This window comes from Actinoallomurus sp. NPDC050550, from assembly GCF_040655075.1.
In the GTDB taxonomy this organism is placed as follows: Bacteria; Actinomycetota; Actinomycetes; order Streptosporangiales; family Streptosporangiaceae; genus Actinoallomurus.
Genome location: NZ_JBFAJC010000038.1, coordinates 82169 through 101950, shown reverse-complemented (window position 1 = coordinate 101950; position 19782 = coordinate 82169). Strand labels below are relative to the sequence as shown.

Sequence of the window (19782 nt, the reverse complement as noted above, 5' to 3'; positions counted from 1 at the left end):
ACGAACAGGTCGACCGGCTTCTGGAAGCGGACGGAGAAGAAGACCCCCGGCTCACACGGCGGCACCACGAACGTCTTCAACCGCGGACGATGAGGAATGGGGAAGGCCGTCGGCGTCGGCGTCACCGTCCCGCTGGGCGACGCACCGACCGCGACATTGATCCCGTCCGCGGTACTGGAGGCCGACGCCGACGCACTGGGCGACGCGGACGCACTGGGCGACGCGGTCACGGTAGGCGACGGGCTGGTGGTGGCCGTCGAGGCCGCGGTCACGGACGGGCTCGGCGTGGGCGTCGCGCGCCTCGTCCGGTCCGCGACGAACGCCCGCACCCCACGATGGCGGTGAAGCGCTTTGCGCACCTTCGGCCACGCGCTCGCACCGGGCTCATGAGTGTCGGGCCACGGATCCTGACCGGCCGCGGCCGCCATGGGCACCGCACCCTCCGGCGCGGTCGTGGGGGCGAGGGACGAGGCGGCCGCGGCAACAATAACGCCCAGAGAACCGGTCGCGACCGAAACCGTCATCCTCTTCGCCATCGAGGGTGGGACGGCGGCGTTTATGCGAAAATTGCGCATGGTGCATCATTCCTTTGAAACGCGGCTTCCCGCCGCGAGTGCCCGCTGACCGAAACGCCGTTAAGACGCCCCCGCTCAGTCTTTGCAGCGAAGATCAAGTCACTCTCAGTGGCAGACGGTAGCATGGCGTCACGGGAAATGACGGAAGGCGCGTCGCGCGTTTTCGTGCCGACCATTAATCGAAATTCCGCCGTTTTACTGTTGATCCGTCCCGGAACGTACCGAGCTAGCGACCGCTTGGTACGATGCGGCATCGCTCGTCTCGGGAGGTCGCGTGCTGGCCGGAAAGATCGCAGTCATCACCGGGGCCGGTCCCGGGCTGGGCCGCACTCTCGCCGCGCTGATGAGCGAGCAGGGCGCGCGCGTCGTGGTCTCCGCCCGCTCCCGGGCCACCCTCGAGAAGACGGCGGCGGACACGGGAGCCCTGGCAGTGCCCGCGGACGTCCGCGACGCCGAGCAGGTCAAGGCCCTCGCCCGGACGACGGTGGAGCGCTTCGGACGGATCGACGTGCTGGTGAACGCCGCGTTCCCCGGCACCCACCGCAAGAACGTCCTCGACATGGACCCGGACTACCTCGAGCTCTGGCGCTCGGCGGTGGAGACGGCGACGTACGGCACCCTGCTCGCCTGCCGCTACCTCGCCCCGTACATCATCGACTCCGGCGGCGGTTCCATCGTGAACGTGACCTCCATGTCGAGCCGGACGGGCTATGCCGGGCGGAGCGACTACGCGACCGGCAAGGCGGGCGTGCACCTGCTGTCCCACTGTCTCGCCGACGAGCTCGGGCCCTCGGGCGTCCGGGTCAACTGCGTCGCTCCGGGCTGGATCGCCAGCGACACCCTGACGGCGTGGATGGAGACGCGAGCGCGGGCCGAGGGCACGACGTTCGAGACGATCCACGACCACGACGTGAGCCGGATGGCGCTCCGGCGGATCGCCACGGAGGAGGATGTCGCCCGCGCCGTGATCTTCCTGGCGAGCGACCAGGCCAAGGCGATCACGGGAGCGACGATCGACGTGAACGGCGGCCAGCAGTTCACCTGACGATCGACGTGAACGGCGGCCGGCAGATCACCCGACGCCCGACGTGAACGGCGGCCGGCAGTTCGCCTGACGATCGACGAACCGATCTCGTCGGAGTCACGTCTTACGATTGTGATCGTGCCGGGGTCGTACACATGGTCGCGCCTCTCCGAGGCCGACGTCGTCGAGTTGCGCGACATCGTCTCCGACCGATCCACCGTCCTGCGCCGCCCACCGCCCGAGCTGCTGGCGATGGACGACATCGTCCGGATCGAGGCCCTCGCCTTCCGTGAGGGCACCGGCTCGCACGCGGAGCTGTTCGGCGCGCTGGACACCGATCCGCTGCGCGTCCTCGCCGGAATGAACTGGCTGATCGCCTTCTGGGCGGTGCTGTGGGACCTGCGCGCGAGCGAGCCCGCCGGCGATCTGGTCCGCACGCTCGACTACGACGGCCCGTGGCGCAAGGGCGCCGGCCCCGAGCAGGAGCAGGTGTGGCGGTCGATGAGCCAGCGGGTGCGCACCGGGGTGTTCGCGGCGCTGACCGGCAGCCCCGAATCACACCACGTGTACGCCGCCGAGGTCCGCCGGCTGGCGCCGGACGTCTTCCTGCACGTCACTTTAACCATCATGGATGGGCTGAGCCGCAACCTGACCCGGCAGGGACTCGAGCTGGCCGGGATGGCGGCCGAGCTGGAGCAGCACACCGAGCCCGGCCGTCCCGCGAGCGGACCGTCCTTCACCCCGCCCCGCTGAGCTACACCCTGGGCATGATGAAGACGGCGGTGGCCTCGGCGGTGGTCTGGCCGTCCGGTCCGATGATGCGGCTGTCGACGAACGTCTTGCGGCCGTCCACCCGGACGGCCTTGGCCTCCGCGGACAGGGGCACGTTGAGCGGCGTGGGCCGGCGGTAGCGCAGGTCCAGCCCCGCCGTCATGCCGGGCGTGCCGTTGGCCGACGCCGCGCATCCGGACAGATGGTCGAGGATCATCGCCGACACGCCGCCGTGCACGAATCCCGGCGGCCCCTCGTACAGCAGGCCGAGCGTGAACTCGCTGCGCGCGGTGCCGTCGTCATCGACCCGGATCTCGATCGGCGGGGCGAGCGTGTTCAGCACTCCGGTGACCGGGCTGCCCAGCTGGCGGACGACGCCGCCGTCGCCCACCTCTGCGCTCGGCGGGACGCCGTTCCCCGCGGCGGCGAGCCGCGCGGTCAGCAGCTCGATCTCGCGGCTGACAGCGGCGATCTCCATCTCGTCGGCCCTGCTCAGGATGACCAGTTCCGACAGTTCCCGCACTCGGGCCGCGAGCTCCGCGAGCCCGGTGACCCTTCCTTCGTCGATCTCTTGGCGCTCACGCTCTTCGAAGACACGCTGCATGGCCGCCCAGGCCCCGGTCATCCGGCCTCCCCGCCTCGATACCGAACTGAATTCTAGACGGCTGAGATCGATTCCGTCTCGACCTCGCCTCGACCAAGCAAATGCTTGGTGTTAACGTCCGTTCCATGGCTGGAGATCTGACGGCCCGCGCGGCCGTGGTCCACGAGTTCGGCGCCCCCATGAAGATCACCGACATCCGGGTCTCCCCTCCCCAGAGCGGTGAGGTACTCGTGAAGATCGCCGCGTCGGGGGTGTGCGGCTCCGACATCAAGGCGCTCGACGGCCACAGCCCCGTGGCACGGCAGCCACCGCTGATCCTCGGCCACGAAAGCGCCGGCGTGATCGCCGAGGTGGGCCCCGGCGTCACGAGCGTACGGCCGGGCGACCACGTGATCATCGCGATGAACGGCCCCTGCGGGCGCTGCCGCAACTGCTCGCGCGCTCGGGTCCACCTGTGCTCCGGGCCCGCCCGGCTGAACGCCATCATGGGCCTGATGGCCGACGGCACCACCCGGCTCACGGTCGGCGAGGTCCCCGCCCGCCCAATGATCGGCATCGGGTCGTTCGCGGAGTACGCCGTGGTCGGAGAGGCCGCCTGCGTCAAGGTGAGCGCCGACGCGCCGCTCGACCTGCTCGCCCTGACCGCGTGCGCCGTCGTCACCGGCGTCGGCGCCGTGCTCAACACCGCCCAGGTCGAGGCCGGGGCGAGCGTGCTGGTCGTCGGCTGCGGCGGCGTCGGCCTCAACGTCGTCCAGGGCGCGGTCCTGGCGGGCGCCACGACGATCATCGCGGCCGACGTAGTGCCCGCCAAGCTGAAACTGGCCGAGGAGTTCGGCGCGACGCACACGATCCTCGCCGATGACCTGCCCGCCCAGGTCGGCGAGATCGTCCGGGGCGGCACCGACTACGCCTTCGACGTCACCGGCAACGTTGACGTGCTGGCCAAGGCGTTCGCCGCGACGCAACCGGGCGGCACGACCGTGATGGTCGGCAGCCCGCCCGCCGGCCGGCCGCTGTCCATCGCCCCGCAGACGCTGTTCGCCTCACGGCGCCTGATGGGCACCCAGGGCGGCGACGCAGTGCCCCGCCGCGACCTCCCCTTGCTGGTCGACCTGCATCGCCAGGGCCGCCTCAACCTGGAGGGCCTCGTCAGCGAACGGGTGCCCCTGGAGAAGATCAACGACGCCGTCGACCACGTACGCGGCGGCGCCGTCGCCCGCTCCGTCATCGTCTTCGGCTGAGATCCGGCGGGCCGCCACGGGGGCGGCGATGGCCAGGCCCGGCCATCGCCGTCGATCCACCGTGCCGGCTCAGTTCGTCCCGCCGACCTGGAGCCGGCGCCCGAGCGCCTCCCGGTTCCGGACGTCCTGCCCCTGATCGACGTAGACGGTGAGCCGCTGAAGCCCCGCGAGCGGCGCGAGGTCGATTCCTGGGGGGACGCCCTTGATGAAGACGTGCCGCAGCTTGCGCAGTCCCCGCAGCGGAGTCAGGTCGGTGATGCCGGAGCAGTGACGGAGCCAGAGCGTCTCCAGTTCGGCGAGCCCGGCCAGCGGGGTGAGATCGGCGATGCCTGTGTCCTCCAGGTCCAGGAAGGTGAGCCCGGGCAGTTCCGCGAGCGGCGTGAAGTCCGTGATCGCCCTGCAACCCCACAGACCGAGGGTGTCGAGGTCGAGGGCGGTGAGCGGCCTCAGGTCCGTCACCCAGGACGACTGGTTGAGGTGGAGGAACCGAACGCTCGGCGCGCGCCGTACCAGGTCGTCCAGGCCGCGGGTGAGGGAGGAACCGATGATCCGCAGCTCATGTAGGGCGTTCAGCGGGGGGAGGCGGTCGAGATCGGTCAGCGCCGGACAGTCGTCGAGAGACAGCGTTCCCAACGAGGTCTGCGTCGAGAGCGGCGAAAAGTCGGTGACCTCCTCGAGGCGCGTCAGATGGAGCCATTCCATCGGGGGGAGATCCCGTACGAAGCCCAGATCGTCCAGACCGGACGACGCCAACCGCAGGCTCGTTAGTTTCGGAAGCCGGCAGAGCACCTCCACGTCCCGCACGACGCCCGTCATCGAGATGTTCAACCGGTTCAGACTCGCGGCGCAGGACGTCACCGGGCCGAGATCGTCGGATTCGAGCCGCGTCACGATCAGTTCCTCGATCGGCTGGTCGAGCTCGTACAGGAACGACAGGTCCGCCAACGCGCGGCCGCGGGAGAGGAGCGTCCGGAGGCTCTTGATATGCCGGGCCGCGCTGAGCAGTCGTGGTGCCGGGACGACGAGACGGCCGTCGACGAGGGGAGTGTCGGCCAGGACGCGGCGGGCGTAGGCGTCCGGGTCGAAGTACTCCCAGCCTTTGACGAGTTCTTCCTGTACCGGCGCACGGGGGTCGGTGCCGTACCCGGTGAGCACGTCGATGGCACGTGGTCCGTTGACGAGCCAGGCGGTACGGACGACGGCGCGCGCGGCGGCGGGCGTCAGGCCGTCGAGGGACCGGGGCAGGCGGTCCAGGATCGTCTCGCCGACGTTCGACAGCGAGCGCGCCGATGCGAGGTCACGAGGCGGGACGAGATCGTCCAGGCACGTGTCGATGGCGCCGCGCAGCTCGACGGGGATGGCCGGGAGGGTCTCCAGGCAGCCGGCGACGAGCAGCTTGAGGCGGCGCGCGTTGCGCGGCTCCGCGTCGATCCGGCGAAAGAGTCCGGTGAGCAGCTCGGAGCGCTGCGGGGCGTTGGCGTGGCCCGCCGCCATGATGATGGTCTCGCGCCACTGGTCCTTGTGCGCCTGGGCGATCAGGGGCTCCGGATCGCCGTCGTCGGCGAACTGCTTGGCCGTGAGGTACTCCTGCACGGTGCGGTGCACGAAGTCGATCCGCCCGGGGACCGGCTCGCGCAGCACGCCGCTGCGCTCCAGCAGGTGGTCCAGCACCGCCGCGCCGTCGGTCGGCGCACTCGGCATGGTGGCCAGCCGGGTGCCGATCCACCGGACCACCGCGTCCTTGGGCAGCTCGGTCCGCCCGGTGACCGACAGCCGCCAGGCCAGGTCCTGCAGGATGAGCATCTTCTGGGCGCGTTCGAGAACGATGTCGTCGTCGAGCGCGATCTGCCGTTCGACGTCCCGGCGTTCGAGCAACAGGTCCAGGGCCGCCGCGTACAGCCCCATCCGGTCGCGCGGCAGCTGTTTCTCCCGGTCGAGGTTGAGCGCGCACAGCATCGCGGCGAGCAGGGGACTGCCGGCGAGGGCCCGTAGGTGCGGCGCCGACTCCATCCGCGCCAGCAGCGCGGTTTCAAAACCGGGCAGCTGTTCCGGTGCGCAGGGCAGGTCGCCCGCATCGCGTACGGCCTCGTGCCAGTGCCGGATCAGCTCCTTGACGTCCGCCGGGGTCATCCGTTCCAGCAGGGCGGTGGCGAACCCCTCCCCCGCCAGCCAGTCCGCGCTCGCCGCGGCGGGCCGGGAGGTGACGACGACGCGCAGGCCGGGGTACGCGGCGAGCAGCCCGCCGAGCCACGACCGTACGGCCCGTCGCCGCGCACCGGGCAGCTCGTCCACGCCGTCCACCATGAGCAGCGCCCGGCCGCCGCCGAGCACCCGGTGCGCCCAGCCGGCCGGCATCAGCCCGGCGATCGGGTCGGCGACGCCTTCGAGGAACCGCTCCGGCGGTGGCAGCGGCCCGCTCGTGTGGCTGCGCAGCTTGATGAGGAAGGGAACGCAGCCGTTCCAGTCGGCGAGGTCCCCGGTGAAGGTGCCCCGGGCCGCGGAGATCGCCAGCCAGCGCAGGAGCGTGCTCTTGCCCGAGCCCGCCTCCCCGCGGATCAGCGTGAGCGGCGCCCGGCCGAGCGCGGTCTCGACGCGCAGCGTCGCCTCGACGGCCTCCCGCTCGTCCTTGCGCCACTCCTCGATGCCGAGCGCGTCGTGTGATGACCGCCGGGGGCGTCCGCGTTCCGCCGTGTCCTCGTCGGTGGACACGCTGAGGCTGATGTAGGCGACGCTCAGCGTCGTACGGGGCCGGTAGCGCTCGACCCGTACGCCGAACAGCTCGAGTACGTCGAGGGTCGTGCTGACGTGTTCGAGATACCTGCGCCGAAAGGCATCGTCGGTGGCGGTGCCCTCCGGCGCCTCCAGGGTGCGGACCGGCAGCCGCGCCAGCAACTGGGACACCTGGTCGGCGACGGCGGACAGCCGGGAGAGGGTCTCGGTGGACGCCCTCGGCCCGAACTGCGGCAGCTGCTGGACGATGCGCACGAAACAGTCGCAGCACTCGTCCAGCACGACCCCGTACAGCCGTGCCCCGGCCTCCCCGAGCTGGCCCTCGATCGCGCGGCGCGGCAGCCCGCCCCGCACGTGCGCGGCGAGGCGCGTGGCGTCGAGGTCGGTGGCGAGCACGGCCCGGTCGGACAGGTCGGCGTCGGCGAGGGTCTGGACGACCTCCGCGAGCGCGGCGGCCTTGTCGTTCTCGCGCAGCCCGCCGTACTCGTGCCCGCACAGGGTCAGCAGCCGCTCGGCCACCTGGTCGGCGATGTCGGCGATCTGGCGCTCGAACCGGCGCCGCACGATCCGGTCGGGAAACCTCACCTGAACCAGGTCGGCGAGGTCGCGCTTCCGATCGCGTTCGGCGGACCACCCGGCCAGCCACACCTGGGCGAGGTGACGGCCCAGCGCCTGACCGACGGCAACGGCCGCGGCCTCCAGTGCCATGCGAAGCCTCCCGAGACAGCCCGACGGGCATTATGACGGAGTACGCCGCCTTAGACGCCCCTTCGCCGCATAAGGCTCCGTCCCGGAGGATCTCGTGATCGCCGTGAGTCTTCGTTGCCCGCACCCGACAATTTACGGGGTGGTCCGTCGTCCACTCGCCCCGTTGGCAGCGGGCCGCCAACGCGCGGAATGCTCGGCGACCGCGCGGCGAAAACGGATCAAGTACCTCGAATCTTCTGCTCCCACCTGTCGTTCTCCTGGCCGGACGACACTCCGGTCTTCACCTAATTACCCGGAGGATGTCCCGGCCTTCAGGCCGGGGAGGAATCCGGACTCCGCCAGGAGCGACCCGGCGTGGCCCGGGACGGTCCGCAAACAGAGTCCACCGACGTTCGACGAACCGCTTCACAAGAACGTACGCCATCTGTAAAGTCACGGTCATGCGGACAGCGTACAAGTGCCGGACCTACCCGGACCCCGAACAAGCGGCGGTGTTCAACCGCACGTTCGGGTGTGTGCGCCTGGTGTGGAACATGACCCTCGCCGAACGCCATGCGGCGTATCACGAGCGGGGCCAGAGGACCTCCTACAAGCAGACCGACGCCGCGTTGACCGGGTGGAAGAAGACCGAGGACCTGGCGTTCCTGTCGGAGGTGTCCTCGGTTCCGTTGCAGCAGACGCTGCGGCATCAGCACGCGGCGTTCGCGAACTTCTTCGCAGGCCGCACCAAATACCCGCGCTTCAAAAACCGCAGCTCCCGGCAGTCCGCGCACTACACCCGCTCGGCGTTCCGCATGAAGAACGGCGAGCTGTCCATGGCCAAGACCACCACACCGCTGAAGTTCGTCTGGTCCTTCGACGACGTCGACGTGGCCACGCTCAACCCCACCATGGTCGTCATCTCCCGCGACACGGACGGCCGCTGGTACGTCACGTTCGCCATCGACACCGACGCGCCAGAGCCCATGGACGAGGCCGGGCACGCCATCGGCATCGATCTGGGGGTGAAGGATTTCGCGGTGACCAGCGACGGGGAGCGGATCGCCAATCCCCGGCATCTGGAGCGCAAGGCCCGCAACCTCGCCCGTTACCAGCGGCGCATGGCCCGCTGCCAGCGCGGGAGCGCCAACCGGCGTAAGGCCAAGGCGAAGGTCGCCCGTGCCCACCGCAAGGTCCGCAACGCCCGCGCCGACTTCCTGCACCGCACCAGCACCAACCTCATCCGCAGAGCCGACACCATCGTCATCGAAGACCTCGCCGTCACCAACATGGTCAAGAACCACAGCCTGGCGCGCGCCATCAGCGACGCAGGCTGGGGCGAGTTCCGCAGGCAACTGGCGTACAAGGCCGAATGCGCCGGACGCACCCTCGTGGTGATCGATCGCTGGTACCCCTCCTCCAAGACCTGCTCGGTCTGCGGGCACCTGCTCGCCACGCTGAGCCTTTCCACCCGGCACTGGACGTGCCCTACCTGCCGCACCCGGCACGACCGGGACATCAACGCGGCCAAGAACATCCTTGCGGCTGGTCAAGCCGTAACCGGGCACAGCCCCGGTGATGCCTGTGGAGCTGGTGTAAGACGGCAAGGGCCCTCCCTTCCGCAGTCGGCGCTGAACCAGGAAACCCACGCCGCGAGGCGCCCGGCCTAAGCCGGACCGGCCACAAGGCCGATGGGACTCCCCTTCTTCAGGAAGGGGAGGAAGTCAACGACCTGTCCTTCACTGCCAGACGTCCTGCTGCTCGACGAGCACACCAACAACCTGGACCTGGTGAGCGCTGGGCACCTGGTGAGCGCGCTGGGCGCGTACGACGGCGCGTTCCTCGTGGTCAGCCATGACGAGCGTTTCCTGGAGGAGATCGGGATCGGCCGCCGCCTGGAGCTGCGCGACGGCCGACCGCTGGAGACATGACGGCGAGGCGCATCACGGGGTCCGGTCGGTGTGGGCCGTGACGTACGTCTCGGCGTAGGCATCGAGGGCGGGGAGGACCTGGTCGCGCGGGCCTGAGGGGACGCGGAGAACGACCTCCTCGACGCCGAGGGAGGCGTAGTAGTCGAGCTTGCCGGGGCTGGGCTCGGTGCCGAAGGGGATCACCGGCACCGGGTCCCGGCCGGCGCGGGCGCACGCGTCCCGGAGGGCGGGCAGCGCCTCGCGGATGCCCGCGCCACCGATGGGCAGCCAGCCGTCGCCGTACTCCGCGATGTGCCGGAACAGCGTGGGGCCCGCCGCGCCACCGAGGAGGACCGGGACGCGGCGCGCCGGTTTCGGCCACGCCCAGGAGGGTGCGAAGCGGACGTACTCCCCCTCGTACGACGCCTCCTCCTCCGTCCAGAGTGCGCGCATGGCGAGGACGTGCTCTCGTGCCCGATCGCGGCGGCTCTTCCAGAGCACCCCGTGGTCGGCGGCCTCCTCCCGGTTCCAGCCGAAGCCGACGCCGAGGGCGGCCCGGCCGCCGCTGAGGAGGTCGAGGGTCGCCACGGCCTTTGCGGTGACGATCGGCTCCCGCTCGGCGATCAGGCAGACGCCGGTGCCGAGCACGATCCGCGACGTGACCGACGCGGCGGCTGCCAGGGCGATGAGCGGGTCGAGCGTGCGGGAGTACTCGTCGGGCAGGACCTGGTCGCCGGTCGGCGGCGGGGTCGCGCGGCTCACCGGGATGTGCGTGTGCTCGGGCACGTACAGGGAGGCGAACCCGCGCCGCTCGGCCTCCACGGCGAGTTCCGGGACGGGCATCGCCCGGTCGGTCGCGAACATCGTGATACCCAGCCTCATCGACCCTCCGAAGGTTATTCGACCAAGCGATTGCTCGGTCATTCTAAGTTGTTGTAGCGTGCGCTTGTTCGGTTGGTACGGACGAGAGGGGCGCCATGCCGTTCGCGGACCTCGCGGACCCGGGCCGGCCGGGAGGCGACGTGCGGCTGTTCTACACCGACGACGGGACCGGCGACCTGCCGCTCCTCCTCGTGCACGGCTGGGGCTCGGACTCCCAGGAGTGGACCTGGCACCTGCCGGACCTGGCGACGAGGTACCGCGTGATCGCGGTGGACCTGCGCGGGCACGGGAACTCCTCGGTGCCGCCGAGCGGATTCCACCCCCGCGACATGGCCGGCGACCTGATCCGGCTGCTGGACCATCTCGACATCCCGCAGGTGATCGGGGTGGGCCACTCGATGGGCGGCCAGATCGTCAGCATCCTCGCCGTCGAGCACCCCGACCGCGTACGGGCCGTCGTCTGCGTGGATCCGGGCTACGGCCACGAGCGGCACGTCGCGGAGGCCGCCCCCGCGCGCGTACGGGCGCTGACCGCGGACGCCGGCGCCGCGCTGCGGATCGACAAGTGGTGCTACACGCCCGTCACTCCCCCCATGATCAAGGCCTGGCACGCCCGGCGGCTGCTCGCCATGCCGCCGCACGTGCTGGCCGAGGCGTTCTCCGGGCTCTTCCTCGGCGACGGCTCGATCGGCGTCCGGCCCGCGTCCGACGACTACCTCGCGCGCCGGGGGTGCCCGGTGCTGACGTTCCGGTTCGACCCCGCCCAGGCCGCTTGGGAGGAGTCGCTGTTCAAGCATCCCGACTCGACGACCGTGACCTGGCCCGGTTCGGGCCACCGCCTCCACGAGGAACGACCCAGGGAATTCCTGCTCGTCATGAACCGATGGATTAAAGGGGTAACGCAGTGAAGTTCGCCATCTTCCTCAACCCACAGATTCCAGGGTCGGGTTACAGCGCCGAGGAGAACGCCAAGGCGAAGCGGCCCATCGGGCGGGACACCGAGTCGTACCAGAAGCTGCTGCACGAGGTGCGGGAGATCGCGGTCCACGCCGACCGGATCGGCTTCGACGCCCTGATGATGACCGAGCATCACTTCCACTCGGAGGGCATGGAGTTCTCGGTCAACCCGCTGATGTTCCTCACCGACCTGGCCGCCCGTACCGAGCGGATCCTGCTGGCGCCCCTCGGGCTCGTGCTGCCCGCCTGGGACCCGATCCGCGCCGCCGAAGACGTCGCGCTGCTCGACCAGTTCTCCAAGGGACGGCTGCGGCTCGGCGTCGCACGCGGCTACCAGAACCGCTGGATGAACGTCCTCGGCCAGCGCTGGCACGCCGCCGCCGCACGGTCCGACGGATCGGCGTCGGACAACCGCAACTTCGACGTGTTCGGCGAGATCCTCAAGATCATGAAGATGGCGTGGACGCAGGACACGCTGAAGTACAAGAGCGACGTCCTCGACTACCAGGTGCCGTTCCCGCATGACGGCATCACGGGCTGGCCGGCCACCGAGTGGACGCGGACCTTCGGCGCGCCGGGCGAGATCGACGACGAGGACGTGATCCGCTCCGTCGCCGTGTGCCCGCGGCCGTACCAGAACCCCTACCCGGAGCTGTGGCAGCCGTTCACGATCAGCGACCGGTCCGTCATCCGGGCGGCCCAGGAGCACATCCTGCCCTGGCTGTTCACGCCGAACCCCGACGACCACGCCGCCAAGGCCCGCCTCTACCAGGAGGAGTCGGCCAAGTGCGGCCGGAACTACAAGCTCGGCGAGCACACCGGCATCCTCAAGATCGTCGGCATGGCGGACACCCGCGAGGACGCCATCGAGACGTACGGCAGGAACATGCCCAAGGACTTCGCCGCCTTCTTCGGGCCGTTCGGCTACCTGGAGGTCATGCGCAAGAAGGAGGACGACAAGCACGTCCCGATCAGCCCTGAAAAGGGCGATTTCAAGCGCATGAACGAGGTCGAGATGGCGCTGCTCGGCGGTCCGGACGACGTCAAGCGCGGCATCCAGCGGATGCTCGACCGGATGCCCGACCTCGAATGGTTCGGCCTGTACATGCAGGGGCAACAGGGCGTGCTGCCGCTCGACACCGTCAAGCGCAACCTCGAGCTGTTCGCCACCAAGGTCATCCCCGAGTTCGCGGACTGACCCGGTGGAGTTCTGGTTGGCCGGGTTCTGCGAGACCGGCGAGTACATCGGGCTGGCGCAGGCGGCGGAGCGCCTGGGCTACGACACGCTGACCGTCTCCGACCACATCTTCCACGCCGACTACGAGTCCCGGTACCCGTACTCCGAGACGGGCGACCCGCCGTACGACGCGAACACCCACTGGCCGGACGTGTGGGTGACGATCGGCGCGATGGCGGCGGTCACCTCGCGGCTGAACTTCGCCACCAACGTGTACGTCGCCCCGGCCCGCGACCTGTTCACAGTGGCGAAGGCCGTCTCGACGGCGGCCGTGCTGTCCGGCGACCGCGTACGGTTCGGCGTCGGAGTGGGCTGGTGCGCGGACGAGTTCCGGCAGACCGGGCAGGACTTCCACACGCGCGGCCGGCGGCTCGACGAGATGCTGCCGGCGCTGCGGACGCTCTGGCGGGGCGGGCCGGTTGAGCATCACGGGCGGTGGTACGACTTCGGCCCGCTCAGCGTGTCCCCCGTCCCGTCCGCGCCGGTCCCGGTGTACGTCGGCGGCGACAGTGACGCGGCGCTGCGCCGGACGGCGCGCTTCGCGGACGGCTGGATCGGCAACCGGATCTACTCGGAGGATCAGCTCTCCGAGCTCCTGGAACGCCTGTCCCGGCACCTGGCCGAGCACGGCCGCAAGCTCGACGACCTGCGGGTGATCGCGCCGATCGGCGCCATGCCCAGCCCCTCGCTGTACCGCAAGTGGCAGGAGCGTGGCGTCGACGGCACCCTGGCCGCCCCCTGGTGGCTGGCCACGGCCGAGGAGAAGCAGCGCTGCTCCGGCCTGAGCCTCAAGATCGCCACTCTGGAGCGCTTCGCCGAGGAAGTGATCGCCAAAATGTGATCGGGCATCCGTGTCCGGTAACGAGCAGATTCGGTACGCCCCGCCACTTCAATCGGCCTTCCCGAAATCGGGCGAATACCGGGGCGCTTCCCGGGTTACCCTGACGAGTTCGTTTTCAAACAGAAAATGAAGGCTTCCAAAGGAGCCCGCCTATTCGCTAATCTCAATTCCGAACCTGGCTCGACCACGGGGGCGGCACAGGGGAGGTGTCTGCGATGGCGGTCGATCGACGTGCCGACGCTGACGGGGTGCCCGAGACGATCGACGCGCGCCCTCCGGAGAAGCCGCGTCCGCCGCCGGACACGCCAGGGGCGGAAGGCTCTCTGTCCCGCGCCGACAGTCGCGAGGCCGCCTCGATGGCCAACGAATCCGCCGCCGGCGGCACCTCCGGTGAAGACGTGGCGGAGGGAAGTGTCCTCGGCAGACTGAGAAATGCCGTTACTCGACCCGACCGGCGTGCTGAACAGGTGGAGACGCCGCACATCGTCGAGCAGCCCGATGCACCGACCACGGTGGTACGGGACAAGAAGGAGACGGCGGTCCGATATGGCACTCCGCTGGATCACCCCGACGGCACCCGCACTCCCCTCTTCAGCGGCGAACCGACCCGGGAGCAGACGAAGCAGGGCGGCCTGAACGACTGCGGCGTCATCTCCACTCTCGGCGCGGTCGCCGGATGCGACCCGAAGGCGATCAAGGAGTGCGTACGAGAGACGGACAACGGTAATTACGAGGTCCGGCTCTACGACGCCGAATACTCCGAAACCAGGATGCGATATCAGCCGACCGGACGGCGCATCACCTTGATTCTGACCCCCGATCTTCCGGTCTTAGCCGACGCTCCCCGGAAACCGGCATTCGCCGATCCGCAGGACGCCGGCGCGGCATGGGCTCCGGTCCTGGAGAAGGCCGTCGCCGGACTCGATCAGACCTGGGATCGGAAGCACCATGAAAAGTGGGCCGAGCGCTGCGCGGCGCAGGGCCATTGCGAAGACCCCCCAAATGGTTACCTCCGGCTCGACCAGGGGAGCTTCCCGATCGATCGCGCAGAACTCCTCACTCAACTCACCGGCCGTCCCGCCAAGAACGAGCACTTCCCCTCCGGATATGACGTCAACGGGCGGGGGCCGGATAAACAACTCTTGTCCGACTTACGCCAACAACTCGCCGACGGAAAGCCAGTGCTCGTCGGCACCCGTAAAGCAGGCGAGAATGAACCGCCTCTCATCAAGGACCTCAAGGATGCACATGCGTACGAAGTGGTGAGCATCGACGACCAGGACAGAGTGCATCTGCGCAACCCATGGAACGAGCTCCACCCGGAGCCGCTGACCATCGGCGAATTCAGGGCCAATATCCGCCCGCGATACACCACACTGGAGTAGCCATGCCAGCCGGCAGGATCTTTCTCTCGAACGGCATACAGGCGAATGAAGACATCGGAAGCTTCGCCGTGATCCATGTGGATGCCCGCGCGGATCACCCGCTTACGGTCCGGCTCGGAGTCGTCACCGATGAGGAATATCGATACACCCTGTCTCCCGGGGACACGTTTCCAGTGCGAGATCAGACCTGGCGACTGGAGCCCGTGGAGAACGCCGGTAGCCGCGATTGGGTCGTCACCTTGACGCGAGTCGCGTGAACGACACCCCGCTCCAGCGCGTCGGTCTGTGTCTTGATCACGTTGTAGTTGATCTGGGCGGCGAAGGAGTTCCACGATGCCCAGCCCATCGGGGGCTTGGTGATCGGCGCGGCGCCCGACGCCGCAGCTCCCGACGCCGCCGACGCGGAAGGCGGCTCACCGGCCATCAGACCGGCCGCCACGACGGTGACGACCAGCGCGAAGACCATCGCGCGCAGCCGCGTACGGCCTTTCGCCGGGAAACAAGAGATCCCCACGTCCTCAGCCTCCAGTCCACACAGCGATGATCGGCTCGTCCACATGGCCGCAGCAGGTGCACGGTAAGCAGGAGGTCACCTCACGTCCAGGTCCGCGATGGAGAGGGCCGGCCGCCGCGATGGGGATTCCGCAGCTCATCCCGCGAACGTGACGCCCGGCGAGCAGCCGTCCGGCCGGAAAGTTTCATGAGCTCCGCCCTGGCGGGAGACCGAGCGGCTCTCCCGTTGATCAGGGCGACAGGAGCCGATCACCGACTTGCCCCGGCACGCTACTCTTCTCCTAAGTGGCTTAGTTTTTATGGCGGAGGTGCACGGTGGCGAAGAATGGCGGGCGCGGCGGGGCGGCGGCGCGGCGGAGCGCGCGCGAACGGCTGGCGGCCGAGCGGGCGGCCGCGGAGCGCAAGAGGAGACGCCGCCGGGCCCTGACCTGGACGGCGTCCGGAGTCGCCGCCGCCGCGCTGGTCGCCGGGGGCGTATGGGCGGCGACGTCCGGTGGTGGGTCCGGCAAGGCGAAGACGACGGCGTCGGGCGCGAACGGGGCCCGCGATGCCGCAGCCGCCGCCACCGGGCTCCCGCCGTGGCCGCGCCCGGACGACACGGCCGACCGCGCCCGCACCGAGGGGCTCGCCGTGGCCGCCATGGAGGGAACCGCGCAGCACTTCCACACCCACCTGGACATCCTCGTCGACGGCAAGGCCGTGACCGTCCCGGCGAACCTGGGCATCGCCGCGTCCGGCGACGCGATGTCCGAGCTGCACACCCACGACACCACCGGGGTGCTGCACATCGAGGCGCCCACCACCGGCAAGCAGTACACGCTGGGGCAGCTGTTCACCGAGTGGAACGTCCGGCTGAGCGCCACCGGGCTCGGCGGCCTCAATGCGGACGGCACCCGCACGCTGACGGCCTACGTCGACGGCAAGAAGCAGACCGGTGACCCGGCCGCCGTCGAGCTGACGCCCCACCGGGAGATCGCGCTGGTGTACGGACCGGCGAACGCCGCCGTCAAGGCGCCCTCCCGCTACGCCTTCCCGGACGGCGAGTAGCGCCACAGGTACTATCCGGCTTAGGTGATCGAGCGAGGAGGGCGGATGCCGCGATTCGGGGAGCTCGAGGCGTCGATCATGGAGGTGGTGTGGTCGGCGGACAAGGCCATCGCGGTCCGGGACATCCGTGACCAACTCGGCCGCGAGCCGGCGCCGGCCTACAACACCGTGCTCACCGTGACGGAGATCCTCTACCGCAAGGGCTGGCTGGCCCGGGAGAAGTACGGCCGGGCCTTCCGCTACTGGCCGGCGGGCAGCCGGGACGACTACACCGCCCAGCTGATGGCCGAGGCGCTCGACTCCGCGCAGGACCGGGCGGCCGCGCTCGTACGGTTCATGGAGAGGATGGAGCCGGGAGAGATGGCCGAGATCCGCCGCGCGCTCGAGACGGCCAAGGACGCCGAGCGGCGGCCGCGATGACCGTCACGCTGCTCCTCCTCGGCTACGCGCTGCTGCTGGCGACCGCCGGGACCGCTTTGCTCCGGCGTGCGGCGTGGCCGTCGCGCGCTCCCCGCCTGGCCATCGCCGCCTGGCAGGCGCTGTCCGCCTCCATCGTCGGCTCGGTGATCCTCGCCGGGCTCACCGCGACCACGGCGGCCACCCGGGCCGGCGACGTCCCGGGACGATGCTACGGACCGGTCGAGTGGCCGTGCGCGCCCGACACCATCTCGCTCGCCGCGGTGCCCGTCGCGGCCGGCGCGGTCATGGCGCTCGCCGTCGCGGCCCGCGTCCTGTGGTGCCTGATCGCCGCGTACGGCGTGGCCGCCCGCGAACGCCGTCTCCGCCTCGACGGGCTCACGCTGGTCGGCCGCCCCGACGCCCGGCTCGGCGTGACCGTGATCGACCACGACGCCCCGGCCGTCTACTGCGTCCCCGGCCGCCGGGGCCGGATCGTGGTGACCAGCGGCGCGCTGACTGCGCTCGACGAGGAGCAGTTGTCCGCCGTACTCACGCACGAACGCGCCCACCTGCGCCAGCGTCACCACCTCGCCCTGACCGCCGCCCAGGCCCTCGCCCGGGCGTTCGGCCCGCTCCCCGTCTTCACGGCCGCCCGAGAACAGATCGCGTTCCTCGTCGAACTGGCCGCCGACGACGCCGCGGCGAAAGGCTCCGGCCGCCTCACCGTCGCCGAGGCCCTGCTCACCCTGGCCGAGGCGATCCCGGCCGCCGCGATGGCCCCCGCGCTGGCCGCGGGCGGCACGGCGACAGGTGCCCGCGCACGCCGCCTCATCGCCGGTACCCGTCCGCTCGGCCGTACGCGCGCCCTGCTGGGCCTCGCCGTCGCGACCGCCGTGCTGACCGCCCCGCTCGCGGCCGCCGAGCCGACACTGACCGCCGCCGTGGCGTGCTGCGGCTCGGCCCCCGCCGCCGGTGCCCCGGCGCACCCCGGTCACGTCCTTTGCCGCCCGGAATGTTCCGGGCCAGCGGCCTGAGCCCTCAGCCGGCATCCGGGCGACGGTGCCGTTCGCGCCGATGCCGTCCCTGGTACCAGTACGACGCCGGGTTTCGGCTCGCCGCAAATGCGGCCCGATAACCGTCCCGCAGACAAGGTGAGACCGCCGCCTTCCGTCATTCCCACGCTCTAGCTGTGATGACTCTGATGTCAGAGTTTTCCACGATGTTGGTGGAACTGCCTGATTCGTACTTTGAGCCGTCAATGTCCACTCCAGTCACGGAGGTTGACTTGGCTCGTCAAATACGGCTCGTGAGGATCGGAGCGGTGATCGGTGCCGGTGCCGTGCTGCTACCGCTCACCGCAGGTAACGCGCTGGCCAGCGCCGCCAATGGTCAGGGGACCACGGACGGCAAACGCATTGAGGTGTCCGCGTCCGTCCCGGAACTGGTCGCCGCGGATGATGATGCGCAGATCGCCGCCGCCTGCAATCGGTTCACCCGCACGCAGATCTGTCAGAAGGTGAAGCTGACCATCAGACTGTGGGTCAACAGGAAAATCGTCGGTGTGGCCCGCCTCGACATGACGCAGGCGATCGTGTTCAGCACCACCAGCAACAAGTTCCGCGAAACCCTGGTCGTCAGGCCGACCGTGGTGACCGGAAGCGCCCGCATCCTGCGTACAGTCGGGCTTACCGCGTCGTGCGGACAGGGCTGCAAGGCCAAGGCATCGCTGCCGCGCGGGAAGGCGTTTCGGCCCGGAGTCAGCATCAAAGGCAAGGCCACCTTCACCGACGGTGTGAAACAGCGGAAGATCCACCGGTCTGCTGTCACCAACACCTTCATCTACGTCGCCCCCGGATTCACGCCCAGTATCAGCAGGTTCACCTGGCGACCAGGGGTCGGCCACCGCTGTGACAACAACCTGTACTTCCCCGAGAAGAGGCGCTACGTCCCCGGCTGCGTCATCCCGCGTTTCACACCCACGATGACGACCATGCGAGGGCTGCCCGCCATCCGGGCCAACATCCGCCGGATACAGACCAACGGCCCCGATCACTACGGCCGGCCCGGCAGCGGCCACCCGCTGCACCGCCTCTGGAACGCCGGCAAGCAGCAGAAGAACCGGCAGACCGTCTGCGGCAAGAAGGTCGTGGGTAACCCGCCCCAGCCCGGGCTGGAGTGTGACGAATACCCCTTCGCCAGCACTGAAGAAGGCGGAACCAAGCTACGCCCGGCTGACCGGGGTACCGCCTGGGTGCCCAGCGGGGGAGCAGCGCAAGCAGGGCGGGCTGATCACCAAGGGATACCGCAACGACCGCATCATGCCGGGCGACGGCTACTACGTGTCAGTCTGATGCCGTGAACACCATCCGCCTGCGCCTCCCGATCGGCTACTCCCAGTTCACCCTGGAAGGCGGCGGCTGGGATCCCGACCAGGTGGCTTACACCGGCGGCAACGGCCTCGCCTGGGCCACCGATGCGGCCGTGGTCGTGATGACCGGCGTGGACAGTGGCCACGTCCCGGTCACCATCGGGATCGGTGATCGCCGTCCCGTACCGGATCTGGATAAGTGGGACGAGGCCGTCGAGGTCGGCATCACGGTCGCCGAGAGCACCCTGGTGATCTGTTCGCCGCCCGGCGAGTGCCTCGAGGAGGTTCCCATACCCGCCGGCACTTACCGGATGCGGATCCATGCCCGGGGCAGGGACGCCGGACGGGAGGCACAGTTCATCGACAACGACGCGGGTGAGCCGATGGTGGAGGAGCACCTGATCCTGCTGTGGCCCGCCGCCCTCGCGGAGGAAGAACGGCTGAAGGCGACCGACACGGTCGGCGCCGAAAACCGCGGTCAGGCCTGATCCGCCCACCGCACGCCACCCGCCGACAGCGCCCTGCCCGAGACGGGCACAGGTGGTGGCCGGTTGCTCGCCGGCCACCACCGGATCCCATGCGCCTCCACCGGCCGCGACACGGCTCGACAC

At 69.8% G+C, this 19782-nt stretch carries 20 protein-coding genes; 16 read left to right on the top strand and 4 right to left on the bottom strand.

Annotation, left to right across the window (positions count from 1 at the left end; all coding sequences use genetic code 11):
- The first annotated feature begins 96 nt into the window (after positions 1 to 96).
- From AB0I04_RS38030 to AB0I04_RS38020, 3 genes are all read left to right on the top strand, one after another.
- Positions 97 to 345: a hypothetical protein gene (locus AB0I04_RS38030; protein WP_360896176.1), complete on the top strand. Its 249-nt coding sequence runs from the start codon at positions 97 to 99 to the stop codon at positions 343 to 345.
- 504 nt (positions 346 to 849) lie between these two features.
- Positions 850 to 1620, top strand: a complete 771-nt coding sequence (locus tag AB0I04_RS38025; RefSeq protein ID WP_360896173.1) for an SDR family oxidoreductase — start codon at positions 850 to 852, stop codon at positions 1618 to 1620.
- A 117-nt stretch (positions 1621 to 1737) separates the two neighbouring features.
- Entirely contained in the window at positions 1738 to 2352 is a 615-nt protein-coding gene (locus AB0I04_RS38020; protein ID WP_360896170.1) for a hypothetical protein, read from the top strand.
- 1 nt (position 2353) lies between these two features.
- Here AB0I04_RS38020 and AB0I04_RS38015 read toward each other — a convergent pair whose 3' ends face one another.
- Positions 2354 to 2995 carry a PaaI family thioesterase gene (locus AB0I04_RS38015; RefSeq protein ID WP_360896167.1) on the bottom strand — a complete coding sequence of 214 codons (642 nt, stop codon included), beginning with the start codon at positions 2993 to 2995 and terminating at the stop codon, positions 2354 to 2356.
- Positions 2996 to 3099: 104 nt separating this feature from the next.
- On the opposite strand from AB0I04_RS38015, the gene AB0I04_RS38010 reads away from it, so the two are divergent.
- Positions 3100 to 4215, top strand: a complete 1116-nt coding sequence (locus AB0I04_RS38010) for an alcohol dehydrogenase catalytic domain-containing protein (protein ID WP_360896164.1) — start codon at positions 3100 to 3102, stop codon at positions 4213 to 4215.
- Between the two features lie 69 nt (positions 4216 to 4284).
- Here the strand turns inward: AB0I04_RS38010 and AB0I04_RS38005 are convergent, their stop codons facing one another.
- Entirely contained in the window at positions 4285 to 7653 is a 3369-nt protein-coding gene (locus tag AB0I04_RS38005; RefSeq protein ID WP_360896161.1) for an NACHT domain-containing protein, read from the bottom strand.
- A 440-nt stretch (positions 7654 to 8093) separates the two neighbouring features.
- Here AB0I04_RS38005 and AB0I04_RS38000 point away from each other — a divergent pair, with 440 nt between their 5' ends.
- The gene (locus AB0I04_RS38000; protein WP_360896158.1) at positions 8094 to 9302 is read left to right on the top strand and encodes an RNA-guided endonuclease TnpB family protein; all 1209 of its coding nucleotides are present in this window, start codon (positions 8094 to 8096) and stop codon (positions 9300 to 9302) included.
- Positions 9303 to 9422: 120 nt separating this feature from the next.
- A complete protein-coding gene (locus AB0I04_RS37995; protein WP_360896155.1) occupies positions 9423 to 9563 on the top strand; it encodes a hypothetical protein in 141 nt (46 codons plus the stop codon).
- 12 nt (positions 9564 to 9575) lie between these two features.
- Here the strand turns inward: AB0I04_RS37995 and AB0I04_RS37990 are convergent, their stop codons facing one another.
- Positions 9576 to 10424 (bottom strand): LLM class F420-dependent oxidoreductase, encoded by an 849-nt coding sequence (locus AB0I04_RS37990; protein ID WP_360896152.1) that lies wholly within the window; start codon positions 10422 to 10424, stop codon positions 9576 to 9578.
- A gap of 95 nt (positions 10425 to 10519) precedes the next feature.
- Here AB0I04_RS37990 and AB0I04_RS37985 point away from each other — a divergent pair, with 95 nt between their 5' ends.
- From AB0I04_RS37985 to AB0I04_RS37965, 5 genes are all read left to right on the top strand, one after another.
- Complete coding sequence (locus tag AB0I04_RS37985; protein WP_360896149.1) at positions 10520 to 11332, top strand: alpha/beta hydrolase; 813 nt, start codon at positions 10520 to 10522, stop codon at positions 11330 to 11332.
- Positions 11329 to 12579, top strand: a complete 1251-nt coding sequence (locus tag AB0I04_RS37980) for an LLM class flavin-dependent oxidoreductase (protein WP_360896146.1) — start codon at positions 11329 to 11331, stop codon at positions 12577 to 12579. The genes AB0I04_RS37985 and AB0I04_RS37980 overlap by 4 nt, the downstream gene beginning before the upstream one ends.
- A 4-nt stretch (positions 12580 to 12583) precedes the next feature.
- Positions 12584 to 13459: a TIGR03619 family F420-dependent LLM class oxidoreductase gene (locus AB0I04_RS37975; RefSeq protein WP_360896143.1), complete on the top strand. Its 876-nt coding sequence runs from the start codon at positions 12584 to 12586 to the stop codon at positions 13457 to 13459.
- A 215-nt stretch (positions 13460 to 13674) separates the two neighbouring features.
- On the top strand, positions 13675 to 14844 hold the full coding sequence (locus AB0I04_RS37970) for a hypothetical protein (protein WP_360896140.1): 1170 nt from the start codon (positions 13675 to 13677) through the stop codon (positions 14842 to 14844).
- The gene (locus AB0I04_RS37965) at positions 14763 to 15101 is read left to right on the top strand and encodes a DUF6406 domain-containing protein (RefSeq protein WP_360896137.1); all 339 of its coding nucleotides are present in this window, start codon (positions 14763 to 14765) and stop codon (positions 15099 to 15101) included. Before AB0I04_RS37970 ends, AB0I04_RS37965 begins: the two co-directional genes overlap by 82 nt.
- Here the strand turns inward: AB0I04_RS37965 and AB0I04_RS37960 are convergent.
- Positions 15026 to 15358: a hypothetical protein gene (locus AB0I04_RS37960; RefSeq protein WP_360896134.1), complete on the bottom strand. Its 333-nt coding sequence runs from the start codon at positions 15356 to 15358 to the stop codon at positions 15026 to 15028. The genes AB0I04_RS37965 and AB0I04_RS37960 overlap by 76 nt on opposite strands.
- A gap of 314 nt (positions 15359 to 15672) precedes the next feature.
- On the opposite strand from AB0I04_RS37960, the gene AB0I04_RS37955 reads away from it, so the two are divergent.
- The 5 genes from AB0I04_RS37955 to AB0I04_RS37935 all read left to right on the top strand — a co-directional run bounded on the left by AB0I04_RS37955 (position 15673) and on the right by AB0I04_RS37935 (position 19659).
- A complete protein-coding gene (locus AB0I04_RS37955) occupies positions 15673 to 16404 on the top strand; it encodes a hypothetical protein (protein ID WP_360896131.1) in 732 nt (243 codons plus the stop codon).
- Positions 16405 to 16449: 45 nt separating this feature from the next.
- Positions 16450 to 16824, top strand: a complete 375-nt coding sequence (locus AB0I04_RS37950; RefSeq protein ID WP_360896128.1) for a BlaI/MecI/CopY family transcriptional regulator — start codon at positions 16450 to 16452, stop codon at positions 16822 to 16824.
- Positions 16821 to 17837 carry a M56 family metallopeptidase gene (locus AB0I04_RS37945; protein ID WP_360896125.1) on the top strand — a complete coding sequence of 339 codons (1017 nt, stop codon included), beginning with the start codon at positions 16821 to 16823 and terminating at the stop codon, positions 17835 to 17837. The genes AB0I04_RS37950 and AB0I04_RS37945 overlap by 4 nt, the downstream gene beginning before the upstream one ends.
- 272 nt (positions 17838 to 18109) lie before the next feature.
- A complete protein-coding gene (locus tag AB0I04_RS37940; RefSeq protein ID WP_360896122.1) occupies positions 18110 to 19162 on the top strand; it encodes a hypothetical protein in 1053 nt (350 codons plus the stop codon).
- Complete coding sequence (locus AB0I04_RS37935; RefSeq protein ID WP_360896119.1) at positions 19159 to 19659, top strand: hypothetical protein; 501 nt, start codon at positions 19159 to 19161, stop codon at positions 19657 to 19659. The genes AB0I04_RS37940 and AB0I04_RS37935 overlap by 4 nt, the downstream gene beginning before the upstream one ends.
- Positions 19660 to 19782 lie beyond the last annotated feature (123 nt).

Bases quoted from the DNA above. Each gene is read 5' to 3' on its own strand.
- AB0I04_RS37970 (WP_360896140.1), top strand. From the start codon at position 13,675: ATGGCGGTCGATCGACGTGCCGACGCTGACGGGGTGCCCGAGACGATC.
- AB0I04_RS38000 (WP_360896158.1), top strand. From the start codon at position 8,094: ATGCGGACAGCGTACAAGTGCCGGACCTACCCGGACCCCGAACAAGCG.
- AB0I04_RS38030 (WP_360896176.1), top strand. From the start codon at position 97: ATGGGGAAGGCCGTCGGCGTCGGCGTCACCGTCCCGCTGGGCGACGCA.
- AB0I04_RS38005 (WP_360896161.1), bottom strand. From the start codon at position 7,653: ATGGCACTGGAGGCCGCGGCCGTTGCCGTCGGTCAGGCGCTGGGCCGT.
- AB0I04_RS37990 (WP_360896152.1), bottom strand. From the start codon at position 10,424: ATGAGGCTGGGTATCACGATGTTCGCGACCGACCGGGCGATGCCCGTC.
- AB0I04_RS38010 (WP_360896164.1), top strand. From the start codon at position 3,100: ATGGCTGGAGATCTGACGGCCCGCGCGGCCGTGGTCCACGAGTTCGGC.
- AB0I04_RS37945 (WP_360896125.1), top strand. From the start codon at position 16,821: ATGACCGTCACGCTGCTCCTCCTCGGCTACGCGCTGCTGCTGGCGACC.
- AB0I04_RS37950 (WP_360896128.1), top strand. From the start codon at position 16,450: ATGCCGCGATTCGGGGAGCTCGAGGCGTCGATCATGGAGGTGGTGTGG.
- AB0I04_RS37965 (WP_360896137.1), top strand. From the start codon at position 14,763: ATGGAACGAGCTCCACCCGGAGCCGCTGACCATCGGCGAATTCAGGGC.
- AB0I04_RS38015 (WP_360896167.1), bottom strand. From the start codon at position 2,995: ATGACCGGGGCCTGGGCGGCCATGCAGCGTGTCTTCGAAGAGCGTGAG.
- AB0I04_RS37985 (WP_360896149.1), top strand. From the start codon at position 10,520: ATGCCGTTCGCGGACCTCGCGGACCCGGGCCGGCCGGGAGGCGACGTG.